This is a genomic window from Leifsonia sp. PARNA 1/14, assembly GCF_055720965.1.
Window position 1 is genome coordinate 318,991 of record NZ_JBVQSP010000001.1, and the last position, 11,837, is coordinate 330,827.

An 11,837-nucleotide genomic window follows, 5' to 3' on the forward strand; every position below is an offset into this window, starting at 1 on the left:
CATGACGAGCGCAGGATGCCCGCCCGATCCGTTCTCCGCCTTCGCGACGTCGTACACGATCTCCGCGTTGTGCGTGCTCAAGGTGTGCGTTTCCATGTTCGACCCCGTCTCCGTCAACGATCGATTCCCGCGATGGATGTTACCGTCCGACCTACTTGTCGTCATCCCTATCGAGGTGCAGCGCGTCCTTGACCCGCTCCACCCCTTCGGTGATCAGCGATGTCGCGGAGTCCTTGATCGCGCCGATGCCCTCCGGATCGCCCTTGAGGAGGGCGAGTCCGGTGTTCTTCGCGAACTCGAACGTGATGTGCGGCGGCAGCGGCGGCACGTTCTTGCTGGTGTGCGCGTCGATCACCGTGACGCCGGGATGCGCGAGCGCGGCATCCCACGCGGCTTCGATCTGGTCGTCGGAGGTCACCGTGATGCCCTGGAACCCGAGCAGCTGCGCCCAGCCGGCGTAGTCGACCGACTCGACGTCCTGGGAGGTCGACCAGACCGGGTTGGCGTCCTCGGTGCGCATCTCCCACGAGACCTGGGTGAGGTCGTCGTTGTGCAGCACCAGCACGATGAAGTTCGGGTTCGACCACCGCGACAGGTACTTCTTGACGGTGATCAGCTCGTTCGTCCCGAGCATCTGGAAGGCGCCGTCGCCGATCGTGCAGACCACGGTCCGCTCCGGATAGGCGAACTTCGCCGCCGTCGCGTAGGGCATCGCCGCCAGCATGGTCGCCAGCCGGCCGGAGAGGTCACCGCGCATACCGTTCCGCAGCCGGATGTACTGGCCGTACCAGTCCGCCGTCGTTCCGGCGTCGGCCGTGACGATCGCGCCGGCGGGGAGCCGTTTGTTCAGCTCGTGGTAGACGCGGCGCGGGTTGACGCCGTCGTCGTAGTGCTGGGCGGCCTGCGCGTCGAGTTCGTCGTCCCAGTCGCGCATGGAGGCCGCCGTCTTCTCCTGCCACGGGAGGTCGTCCTTCTGCGTCAGCAACGGGATGAGGCCGGCGAGCGTCGTCTTCACGTCGCCCCAGATGCTCACGTCGGTCGGGTAGCGCAGCCCCAGCTGTTCGGGCCGGAGGTCGACCTGGATCGCCTTCGCCTGACCGGTCTTCGGGAGGAACTGCCCGTACGGGTAGTTGGTGCCGAGCAGCACGAGCGTGTCGCACTCCTGCATCTGGTCGTAGCTCGGCCGAGAACCGAGGAGGCCGAGCTGCTGCGTGTGGAAGGGGATGTCGCCGGGCACGACCTGCTTGCCGCGGAGCGTCGTCATGACGCCGGCGCCCGCCAGGCGCGCGGCCGCGAGCACCTCCTGCTCCGCTCCCACCGCGCCGTGCCCCACGAGGAACGTCACACGCTCACCCGCGTTGATGAGGTCGGCGGCCGCCCGCAACTGATCGGCGGGAGGAGCGATCGCCGTCGACGGCGGTACGGCGCTCGACCGCGAGACCCACATCTCCGCGCCCGGTGCCGCCATCTCCATGCCCTGCACGTCGTGCGGCAGGATGACCACGGTCGGCTGCTTGCGCGCGATCGCCGTGCGGAACGCCGTGTCGATCACCGCCTGCGCCTGCTCGGGGGCGACGATCGTCTGCACGTACGCGGCGACGTCCGAGAACGTCCGCTCGAGCTTGCTCTCCTGCTGGTTGAAGGTGCCGAACGACTTCAAGCCCTGCTGGCCGACGATGGCGACGACCGGCTGGTTGTCCATCTTCGCGTCGTAGAGGCCGTTCATCATGTGGAAGCCTCCCGGGCTGGAGGTGGCGATGCACACGCCGACCTCCCCAGTGAACTTCGCGTGCGCCACCGCCATCAGGGCGCAGATCTCCTCGTGCGTCGGCCGGATGTACTCCAGCCCCTCTCCGGCGCGCTCGGCTTTGCCGAGCATGCCGTCGAACTCACCGATCCCGTCGCCCGGGAAGCCGAACACGCGTCGCACGCCCCACTCCCGCAGTCGTGCGATCACGAACTCGCTGACCGTCGTCGCCATAGTTTTCTCCTTCGTGTGTCGACGCCGCGAGCGGACGCCGCGTCGCCCAAGCGAGCGAACGTCCGCAAGCCGGCCTCCACAACCCCTTGCGCCTTGTCGGCACGCATGCGTGTCCGGCTCGTCGCGGTCGGGCGGGCCGAGGGATGCGCTTATCGTCGCGGGATGCGCTCAGCTCACGGCTTGACCGCGCTGAGATCGTCGACCGACATCGTCACGGGGGTGTTGACCACGCCGCCGGAGAGGTAGCCGGTGACGGCTAGTCCACCGCCGGCCTGGAGGGCGGCGGTCGCGTCGGTCGCCGTCCGCTGCCACCCAGCAGGCTCCGTCGTGCCGTCGAGCCAGACCTTGGTCTGCACGGTCGTCGGGCTCGTGCCCGTGATCAGCACCCTGACGTCCAGCTTCTGCCCGGCGGTGTAGGTGATGCCCGCGACGGCGACCGACGACTGCACGACGACCTCGTTGCCGCCGTTCTGGTCCACGCGCACGATCTGGATCGTGACCTTGCCCGCAGACGAGACGATCACCTTCGACGCGTAGGCGCCGGCAGTGGCGATCCGGCGCCCCTGGATGGTCAGGTAGACGTTTCCGGACGACGGTACCTTGTCGAGCGCGACCGAGAGTCGCAGATCGGTGTCGGTGGAGGTGAATCCGGGCAGCCGCGTCGTGCCTCCCGACCCGGTGGGCAGCTGGATCAGGCCTGCGCTGCCGTTGACCGAGTAGAGGGAGGACGATCCCGCGGCGCTCCAGGCGCCTCCGGTCGTGGCGGTTCCCCAGCCTCCGGTGACCGAGCGTGAGAAGGTGTCGGCGGCCAGCACGTTCGGGGGAGGCGGCGGTGCGGTCACCGTCGTGGACCGGTTGGCGCTGGCCGTGGCCCCGCCGTCGTCGGTCACCGCGAGCCGGACCGGGTACGTGCCCGCGGCGGCATACGTGTGGCTGATCGTGCTCCCGCTGCCGGTCGTGCCGTCGCCGAAGTCCCAGGCGTAGGAGGTCACGGTGCCGTCGGGATCGTTGGATCCGGTTCCGTCGAACGCGCAGGTCAGGTCGGTGCACGACGCCCCGATGACCGCGTTCGGGGGCTGGTTGCCGCCCCCGGTGGGCGGACCGATGGTGAAGGAGTCGCTGAAGCTCGCACCGGCAGCGCGCGCGTAGGAGGCGTTGAGCTGGGTCGCTGTCGCGGTGACGTCGATCGACCCGAAGAGCGGCGCGGTGGAGTTGCCGTACGTCGACGCGAAGTACCCGGCCTCGGAGTCGGCCGGGTTGATGTCGTAATTGTTGTTGCCTCCGGTGCCGACGGTCGCGAAGACCGTGCCCGCTCCCTTGACGAGCGTGTTGTCGGAGTCGGCGACGCAGGCCGCCGTGTACGTGCCCGGGGTGATCGAGGGGCAGGAGGCGCTGGTCGCCAGCTGCTTGGTGCGTTGGTAGAGGTGCTCGTGCCCGGTCAGCACCAGGTCGACCCGCTTGGAGACCAGGAGGTTCATGATGTCGGGGCCGGCCTCGCACGTGTACTGGCCCATCGAGAGGCACGGCTTGTGCATGCCGACGACGACCCAGGGGATGTTCGCGGCATGAGCGCTGTCGATCGCCGCGGACGTCCAGTTGTAGTGGTCGGTACCGGACGCGTAGGTCCACATGCCGTCGGAGAACGGCAGGCCGGGGGAGATCATGATGAACCGGATCAACGGCGCCCCTTGCGGCACGTCGACGTAGTACTGGCGTCCGTAAGTGCCGACAACGCCGGGGAGCTGGTTCGGCAGGCAGGCGGAGAAATCGTTGATGTTGCCGTTCTGCCCGTTGCTCTCGTGATTACCGGACACCAGCTCGAACGGGAAGCCCGCGCCGAGGGTCTGCGTGATCAGATCGCACCAGGCCTGCTCCTGCCCGGTCGTCCCGTACGACAGGTCGCCGACTGCCAGGTTCAGGTCGGGGTTCATCGTCTTGATGCCCGACAGCACGGCCTGCGTGTTGGCGTTGGCCGCGTAATCGCCGACCGCCGTGAACTGGATGCTGCCCTGCCCGGGCGCGATGCCCTGCACGGCCTGCGGCGCCCCGAACGCGAGGAGGATGGCGGCGGCGGCGATCCCGGCGACCGCGAGGACTCTGTGCTTGGCCATGACAGGTGCTCCCCGGCCCGTTCTTCTGGTCCGGGCCTTCGCGCACAGGGTAACCCGGCGAGCGGGAGCAGGGGAGTAGAAAGTGAGGTCTTCTCGGAAACGGTGGGCGCCGGAGATGAACTCGTCGCCGCCTGCATTTCCAGGATACCGGCCGCCCCGGGCCTTGCCGCAAGGCCCCCTGAGTCGGGCAGAATAGCCGGTCGCGGCTGGAATCACGAGATTTGTAACCAGATGAGGAGAGTGCTGCATGGAGTCCCACGTGTTCGACGTGATCATCAGCGGAGGCGGCCCGACCGGGTCGATGCTGGCGGCCGAGCTGCGGCTGCACGGCGTCGACGTGCTCGTGCTGGAGCGCGACGAGAGCCCGAGCCCGCTGGCGCGGTCGCTCGGCCTCCACCCGCGCAGCATCGAGATCCTCGACCAGCGCGGGCTGCTCGACCGGTTCCTCGAGCTCGGGACGCGCTACCCGCAGGTCGGGACGTTCGCCGGCATCGCTGCGCCACACCCCGTCGAAGTGGACTCGGCGCACGCGTTCATCCTCGGCATCCCGCAGACGATCACCGACCGCCTGCTGGAGGAGCACGCGGTCGAGCTCGGGGCGCAGCTGCGCCGTGGCGCAGAGGTGGCGGGCTTCGACCAGGACGACGACGGGGTGAGCGTCGAACTCGTCGACGGCACTCGGCTGCGGTCGCGCTGGCTGGTCGGCTGCGACGGAGGCCGCAGTCTCGTGCGCCGGCTGCTGGGCATCGCGTTCGCCGGTGAGGCAGCGGCGACCGAGTGGCTGCTCGGCGAGGTGGAGGTCACCGCGGCGGCCGACGACATCGCTGCGATCTCGGCGGAGGTCAGGAAGACGCATCGCGGATTCGGAATCGGCCCCGCAGCCGACGGTCTCTACCGCGCGGTCGTGCCCGCCGCGAGCGTCGCGGAGGACCGCACTGTGCCTCCCACGCTGGACGAGTTCCGCACGCAGCTGCAGGCTTACGCCGGCACCGACTTCGGCGCTCACGCGCCGCGCGCGCTCTCGCGGTTCACCGATGCGACCCGGCTCGCCGAGCGGTACCGATCCGGCCGGGTGCTGCTCGCCGGAGACGCCGCGCACGTGCACCCTCCACTGGGCGGGCAGGGACTCAACCTCGGCATCCAGGACGCGTTCAACCTCGGCTGGAAGCTGGCCGCCGAGGTCGACGGTCGGGCTCCGGGCGACCTGCTCGACAGCTACGAGTCGGAACGCAGGCCGGTCGCCGACGACGTCCTCACACTCACCCGCGCGCAGAGCGTCCTGATCGCGGCGGAGCCCGGCCCTCAGGCCGTGCGCCGTCTCTTCACGGAGCTCATGGCGTTCGACGATGTGAGCCGCTTCCTCGCCGAGCGGATCAGCGGCACCGGGATCCGTTACGACCTCGGCGACGGATCGGAGCTCGTCGGCAGGCGGCTCCGCGACCTGCCGCTCACCGACGGGAGGCTCTACGAGCGGATGCGCGACGGCCGCGGGCTCCTGCTCGATCGCACCGGGCGCCTGACGGTCGACGGATGGCAGGGACGGGTGGATGCGGTGGTCGACGACGGTGCGGGTCTCGCGGTGCCTGCTGTGCTGCTGCGTCCAGACGGCTACGTCGCCTGGACCGGAGACGAGCAGGCCGACCTCGAGAACCACCTCGCGCGGTGGTTCGGGAGGCCGCAGTAGACGAACCGGGTATTGCCAACGCCCGCGCAGGAGGCGAACCCTGGAGGCGACGCGGACCACCGCGGGATCGGACGTGCACCATGGCTGTCGGCTTCTCGCCCGCGACGCACGCGGCGGCACCGGTGCGGTGGCGACGGAACGCGCAGTTCCTCACCCCCGACCAGACCGGCCTCCTGCGGGAGGCGATCACGAAATCGCTGGCGGTGAGCGACGATCGCGGTTACCAGTACTTCGCAGGCATCCACGGCCTCCCGATGCCGATCGGCTGCTCGGTCGCGCACGGGACGCCGTACTTCCTGCCCTGGCACCGGGCGTACCTGTACTCGTTCGAGCGGTCGCTGATGGATCTGGTGCCGACCGTCACTCTGCCGTGGTGGGACTGGACGGTCCACACCATCCCCGACGTCTACACGGCCGAGAACGCGCCCGCCAACCCGCTCGCCAGCGCGCCTGTCGACCCGCGTGCGCTGCAGCAGGCGAAGGCGGGCAACCCGCCCGTCGACCTGCCGGCGCAGACGGTGCGGTTCCCCGGGCAACCCGGATCGCCGCCGCTGCCGACCGCTCAGGAGGTCGCCGCGCTCCTCGACGTCACCGACTTCCTCGACTTCACGGGCCAGCTCGAGAACCTCCACAACAACGTGCACGTGTGGACCGGTGGCGCCGGGGGAGACATGTACTACATCTACCTCGCCGCCTTCGACCCGATCTTCTGGGCCCACCACGCCATGGTCGACCGGATCTGGCGGCTCTGGCAGCAGCGGCACTCGGGTGCGAACCCGCCCGCCGACATCCTCGACGACGCACTGCCTCCCTTCGGCCTGACCGTGCGGCAGACGCTCAACGTGACCACGCTGGGCTACGACTACGCCGTCACGACCGCATCGGTGGAGGTCGACTCCACGGAGGTCGACTCCACGCTGGCGACGCCTACGACGCCTTCGCACTCGCACTCGCACTCGCACTGAGCAGGGAGCAGGATCATGGAACGCTACACCTCACCTCCCCTCACGGTCCCGACGGCTGTGCGGGATTCGCTCTACCGCGCCGACCTGATCTTCTCGGGCATCGACCACTCCGGAGTCTCCTACGAGGCACGGGTGTTCTTCGACAACGCCGACGCCGGCCTCGAGACACCCCGCAGCGCCGACGCGGGGTACGCGGGGTCGTTCACGGTCTTCGGGCACTCCAACTGCGTCGGCGACGAGGGCCACTGCGACCCGCAGTGGCGCACCACCGACCCGTTCGACATCCGTGGCCGGCATCCGCTGGAGTCCGTCACCAAGGTCGTGATCGTGACCGACGCCGTCCGCCGGCTGACCGCCGGTGAGGTCTCGGTGACGGTGGTCGTCGCAGTGCCCGGTCCCGACCGTGCTCAGACGGCCGACGCGCTGTTCTTCGACCGGCTGCGGCTGACGACCTACGACGCGATCGGCTGAGTCCGGCGCACGCGGGCGTGACGATGCGCGAACACCGGCTCTAGCCGAGCACTGCGCGCAGCCGATACTGTCGCGCCGTGGATCTTCGACTGACCGGCGCCCGCGCCGTCGTGACCGGTGCCAGCCGGGGGATCGGGCTGGCCGTCGTACGCTCCCTGCTCGCCGAAGGGGCGACCGTCGTGGGCGTCGCGCGCGCGGCGACCGACGAGACGCGCGAACTGGAGGGCGGAGCCGGCTTCCGGTTCATCGCCGCCGATCTCTCCGACCCGGCGTCGATCGCCGCGCTGCGCGACGCGGTCGGCGATGCGGACCTCCTGGTGAACAACGTCGGCTCCGCCCCGCCGCGGCCCGGCGGTTTCGCATCGATCACCGACGACGACTGGCAGCGCACGTACGAGCTCAACGCGCTCGCCGCGGTGCGGGTCACCCGCGCGCTGCTGGAGGCGATGCCCGACGGCGGCACGATCGTCAACGTGGTCAGCGAGAACGCCATCCTGGCCGACCCATTGGTGATGGACTACAGCGCGGCGAAGGCGGCGCTGCTCAGCTTCACCAAGTCGCTGTCGAAGGAGCTCGGGCCGCGCGGCATCCGCGTCAACTCGGTCAGCCCGGGTCCGGTCGCGACGGCGCTCTGGCTGGGCGCGGGCGGGGTCGCCCAGACCGTGTCCGCGGCGGGAGGCGGCACCCCGGAGGAAGTGCGGCACGGAGCGGAGCAGGCGATGGCCACCGGCCGCTTCACCACTCCCGAGGAGGTCGGGGCGCTGGTCGCGATGCTCGCCAGCCCGGTGCTCGGCAACCTCACCGGGGCGGACGTCGTGATCGACGGCGGCATGCGGCCGACGATGTGACGCGGAGCTCGTGAGGGCTGGGCAGGGCGCTCGCCCGAAGGTAGGGTCGCGGACGTAACCGTCGTCAACAGTGAGGAGTCACGCGATGACGAAGTACATGATCTCGTTCCCGTCCGGTGCGATGCATGTGACGCCGGAGGAGCTTCCCGGGGTGTCGCGGGCTGCCCATTCCGTGATCCGCGAGGCCCAGGAAGCCGGTGTCTACGTCTTCGGTGGTGGCGTCGACGAAAGTGTCGGAACCGTCCTGGTCTCCGGGACGGGACGATCACGACGGGCACCTACCCCGAGACGCGACTGATGGACGGCGGCTTCACGGTGCTCGATCTGCCGACGCGCGACGCCGCGTTGGAATGGGCGGCGAAGATCGCCACGGCGTGCCGCTGCGACCAGGAGCTGCGCGAGTTCCAGTACGACCCGGAGACGTGATCCTCCGGCCGCGGACTCGCTCAGCCCGCGAGGGCCGGCGACTCGAAGTACAGGTCGTCGAAGCAGGCGAGCGCCTCGCCCCAGGTCCCGCCCGCGTCTTCGATCGCGCGCGCTTCGTCGAGGGCGGCCATCGTTGCGAACGGCACGGTCAGCCCGTGCGCGGCGAGGTCGAGTACCGACTCGACCGGCTGCCCGGCGTCTGCGGTCTCGACGGTGACCAGGTGGGAGTAGACGTCCGGAGCGATCTCCCGGATCGCCTCACCGATCAGGTCGCCGTGCCCTGGCCCCTCGGCGTCCCAGGTGAAGCGCACCAGCCCGTCGGCGGGGAAGGCGTAGCGATGACGTTCCCCGGCGGCGGTCACGGCATGCTCGAGGGCGGCACGAACGGCGGCAGGGGCGATGATCTCAGTCATGGGGCTCTCCTTCGTTGCGTCGTCGTCAGCGCGGTTCGGGCCTCAGCTGCCCGCCGGCGTGCAGCGGGTTCCGTGATTCTGGCACGAGAGGGCTACCCCCAGGAAGGGGTCACTCTCGAATATCAGCAAACTCTGACAATGCGGCATCGGTGCCGGCTCTCGGTTGTCCCAGATTGGGATGTGAAACCGGGAGGCGGGCTGGACATCGTGTCGATCGATTCCCACCCGTTGGACACCGTGTCGATTCGCCGGGATCGTCGACCCGCCTAGCATCCTGACATGGCCGCCATCGTCGTCGAGGAAGACCGGACACTCAACGCACCCGCCGAGGGCGCGACCATCGGTGTGCTGGGCGGCCTCTCCGGCGGATTCCGGAGCGAAGCCGACGTCGTGATCCTCGGTTACGACTGAGTCGCTCGCCTGATCGGCAGCTCTACGACGCGTCGTCGCCGAGCTCGGCCGAGACGCCCTGCAGGAGGTCGCCCGGGCGGCACTCCAGCACGGCCGAGAGCTGCACCAGTACGAGCACCGACGGCGTCATGGTCCCGCGCTCGATGCGCCACAGAGTGTGCTCCTCCAGCCCCGCGCGCCGGGCCAGCTCGTCGAGCGCGAACAGCAGCCGCTCGCGGCGCTCGCGGATGTTCTCACCGATCCGTTCGGCGATTGCGTTGCTCAGGTTCTGCATCGGATGAATGCTAACAAGCCGTCAGAGAGTAGCCTGGCTGTGCCGGCCGTTCCACGCGGCCGGTGAAGACAACGAAGGAAGACACGATGGCTACAGGCACCGTCAAATGGTTCAACGCGGAGAAGGGGTACGGGTTCATCGCCCCGGATGACGGCAGTGCCGACGTCTTCGCCCACTTCAGTGAGATCCAGTCGCAGGGCGGCTACCGTTCGCTCGACGAGAACCAGAAGGTCGAGTACGACCTGACTCAGGGTCCGAAGGGGATGCAGGCCTCCAACATCCGCGCTCTCTGAGAGCGGAAGTCGAGCGCCGTCGCGGCTGAAGCCGGGCGGCGCTCGACTCACCCGAGGAAATCGGGCGCCACCCACCGGGAATGCAGTACTGCCGTCCGCCCCCATGCGGTCCGGCCTGCCATCCGGTTGCTTTAGCGCACACACTATTCGGCTGTTGACCGTTGTCAACGGGGTCGGGCGCGGAATATCAGCGCGCCGCCTCCTCGAGCGCGAGGATCGCCGATGCGACCGCCGCAGGGTTCTCCCACGCGGTGTAATGCCCTCCGCGCGGGAGCCGCCGGAACGCGCGGATGTCGGCGTAGCTCTTCTCGGCGAGCGAGCGCGGGTACACGCCCTCGTGGGTCTGGATGAGGATGCTCGCCGGCACCTCGACGATCGGGTGGAGGTCGTCCCCGTCCGGCGGCTCGCTGTACGAGCGGAAGCTCGTGCCGATCGAGCGGGTGACCCAGTAGACCATCACGTTCGTCAGGATGTCGTCCGGATCGAACGTCGCCAGGCCCTCGCCGTCGCTCCACGCGGCCACCTTCTCGGCGATCCAGGCGAGCAGCCCGCTCGGCGAGTCGATCAGAGCCGCCGCCAGCGTGTCGGGCCGCGTGCCCTGCTGGTGGGCGTAGCCGGACTCTGCCGGCGACCCCACGGACGCCAGGAACGCCCGCTCGGTCTCGTCGAGCTCGACGCCCGGGCGGCTCCGCGCCGAGAACGAGGCGTGGCTCGCGACGATTCCGGCGACGGCCGGGTGCGCCCCCGCGAGCCAGTCGCTCACCCCCGCACCCACGTCCTCCCCGTACGTCAGGTAGCGCTCGTACCCGAGCTCCGTCGTCATCAGGGCGTTCCAGCGATCGGCGACGGCCGCCGACGAGAACGCCGTGGGAAGCACGCTCGAGAATCCGTAACCGGGCAGTGACGGCACGACGACATCGAGCTCACCGCCGAGCGCGTCGACCAGCGGGAGCATGGAGGCGAACGAGTAGGGCCAGCCGTGCGTGACGACGATCGGGAGCCTCCCGGTCGCACGGCCGCGGGCCACCACCGCGTGCACCCTGCAGCCGTCGATCTCGACCCGCACCTGCTCGAAGCGGTTGAGCCGCTGCTCGGCCTCGCGCCAGTCGTAGCCGTCGCGCCAGCGGACGACGAGGGAGCCGAGCACTTCGGGTGGGATGCCGTTGGACCAGTCGGGACCAGGTGTCTTCCCCGGAAGGATGGTCGCCGCGAGCCGACGCTGCAGGTCGTCGAGGACGTCGTCGGGGACGGCGATGCGGAAGGGCTCCATGGCTCGACGCTACCGGCGCCCGCCGACGCCGGCCAGGGCCCGCGCTCGGCGGGCGCAGCGTACGCTGGCGGCATGGCCGAAGAGCGCTCGCGACCCGAACCGGACGCCCGGGTCGAGGCTGCGCGCTACCGCCTCGACCGGGACGCACGGGCCCGCGGCGAGGAGGTCGAGGAGGCCGACGCGGGCCGGCCGACGATGGATCAGCGTGCCCATGTCATCGAGAACGCGATCCAGCAGGCGATCCGCCGCGGTGAGTTCGACGACCTCCCCGGGGCGGGCAAGCCGCTGCCGGGGCTGACCGGCACGCACGACCCCGACTGGTGGATACGCCGCAAGATCGAGCGCGAGAAGCTCACGGGGCTTGGGCCTCCGGCGCTCACGCTCCGTACCGAGCACAGCGAGCTCGACGCGACACTCGACCGGCTCGGCTCCGAGCGAGCGGTGCGCGAGCATCTCGCCGAGTTCAACCGGCGCGTCGTCGATGCCCGTCGTCAACTGCAGGGCGGCCCGCCCGTCGTGACTCCGACGCGCGACGTCGACGAGGAGGTCGCCCGCTGGGCCGAGCGCCGCGAGTCCCGCGCGCGCGAGGCGGAGGCCACGCGCCGGGCGGAGGCCGAGGCGTTGGCCGCGCTCACCCGCCGCGAGCGCCGCCGTCTCCGCAAGTCGCGGTAGCTCGTCCGACCATCCGTG

General features: G+C 69.9%; 12 protein-coding genes and 1 pseudogene. 8 read left to right on the forward strand and 5 right to left on the reverse strand.

Going from position 1 to position 11,837, the window contains the following annotated elements; translation table 11 throughout:
* Positions 1-151: 151 nt before the first annotated feature.
* Both AC0HS0_RS01635 and AC0HS0_RS01640 read right to left on the reverse strand, forming a co-directional pair.
* Positions 152-1,981 (reverse strand): thiamine pyrophosphate-requiring protein, encoded by a 1,830-nt coding sequence (locus AC0HS0_RS01635; protein ID WP_472961196.1) that lies wholly within the window; start codon positions 1,979-1,981, stop codon positions 152-154.
* A gap of 173 nt (positions 1,982-2,154) precedes the next feature.
* Positions 2,155-4,092: a PKD domain-containing protein gene (locus tag AC0HS0_RS01640; RefSeq protein ID WP_472961198.1), complete on the reverse strand. Its 1,938-nt coding sequence runs from the start codon at positions 4,090-4,092 to the stop codon at positions 2,155-2,157.
* 247 nt (positions 4,093-4,339) lie between these two features.
* Here AC0HS0_RS01640 and rox point away from each other — a divergent pair, with 247 nt between their 5' ends.
* The 5 genes and pseudogenes from rox (at position 4,340) to AC0HS0_RS01665 (ending at position 8,486) form a co-directional block, all read left to right on the forward strand.
* Positions 4,340-5,776, forward strand: a complete 1,437-nt coding sequence (gene rox / locus AC0HS0_RS01645) for a rifampin monooxygenase (RefSeq protein ID WP_472961199.1) — start codon at positions 4,340-4,342, stop codon at positions 5,774-5,776.
* Positions 5,777-5,856: 80 nt separating this feature from the next.
* Entirely contained in the window at positions 5,857-6,741 is an 885-nt protein-coding gene (locus AC0HS0_RS01650) for a tyrosinase family protein (RefSeq protein ID WP_472961201.1), read from the forward strand.
* Between the two features lie 15 nt (positions 6,742-6,756).
* Positions 6,757-7,212, forward strand: coding sequence for a hypothetical protein (locus tag AC0HS0_RS01655; protein ID WP_472961202.1), 456 nt, complete (start codon positions 6,757-6,759; stop codon positions 7,210-7,212).
* Positions 7,213-7,289: 77 nt separating this feature from the next.
* Positions 7,290-8,060 carry an SDR family NAD(P)-dependent oxidoreductase gene (locus AC0HS0_RS01660; protein WP_472961204.1) on the forward strand — a complete coding sequence of 257 codons (771 nt, stop codon included), beginning with the start codon at positions 7,290-7,292 and terminating at the stop codon, positions 8,058-8,060.
* A gap of 85 nt (positions 8,061-8,145) precedes the next feature.
* A pseudogene (locus AC0HS0_RS01665) lies at positions 8,146-8,486 on the forward strand (YciI family protein).
* A 20-nt stretch (positions 8,487-8,506) separates the two neighbouring features.
* On the opposite strand, the gene AC0HS0_RS01670 reads toward AC0HS0_RS01665, so the two are convergent.
* Positions 8,507-8,899 (reverse strand): hypothetical protein, encoded by a 393-nt coding sequence (locus AC0HS0_RS01670; protein ID WP_472961206.1) that lies wholly within the window; start codon positions 8,897-8,899, stop codon positions 8,507-8,509.
* A gap of 279 nt (positions 8,900-9,178) precedes the next feature.
* Between AC0HS0_RS01670 and AC0HS0_RS01675 the strand changes: the two genes are divergently transcribed.
* Positions 9,179-9,310, forward strand: a complete 132-nt coding sequence (locus AC0HS0_RS01675) for a hypothetical protein (protein ID WP_472961208.1) — start codon at positions 9,179-9,181, stop codon at positions 9,308-9,310.
* Positions 9,311-9,332: 22 nt separating this feature from the next.
* Here the strand turns inward: AC0HS0_RS01675 and AC0HS0_RS01680 are convergent, their stop codons facing one another.
* Positions 9,333-9,584 (reverse strand): helix-turn-helix domain-containing protein, encoded by a 252-nt coding sequence (locus AC0HS0_RS01680; protein ID WP_472961210.1) that lies wholly within the window; start codon positions 9,582-9,584, stop codon positions 9,333-9,335.
* Positions 9,585-9,670: 86 nt separating this feature from the next.
* Between AC0HS0_RS01680 and AC0HS0_RS01685 the strand changes: the two genes are divergently transcribed.
* Complete coding sequence (locus AC0HS0_RS01685; protein ID WP_055914717.1) at positions 9,671-9,877, forward strand: cold-shock protein; 207 nt, start codon at positions 9,671-9,673, stop codon at positions 9,875-9,877.
* A 187-nt stretch (positions 9,878-10,064) separates the two neighbouring features.
* Here AC0HS0_RS01685 and AC0HS0_RS01690 read toward each other — a convergent pair whose 3' ends face one another.
* The gene (locus AC0HS0_RS01690; protein ID WP_472961211.1) at positions 10,065-11,147 is read right to left on the reverse strand and encodes an epoxide hydrolase family protein; all 1,083 of its coding nucleotides are present in this window, start codon (positions 11,145-11,147) and stop codon (positions 10,065-10,067) included.
* A 72-nt stretch (positions 11,148-11,219) separates the two neighbouring features.
* Here AC0HS0_RS01690 and AC0HS0_RS01695 point away from each other — a divergent pair, with 72 nt between their 5' ends.
* Positions 11,220-11,819 carry a DnaJ family domain-containing protein gene (locus AC0HS0_RS01695; protein ID WP_472961212.1) on the forward strand — a complete coding sequence of 200 codons (600 nt, stop codon included), beginning with the start codon at positions 11,220-11,222 and terminating at the stop codon, positions 11,817-11,819.
* Positions 11,820-11,837 lie beyond the last annotated feature (18 nt).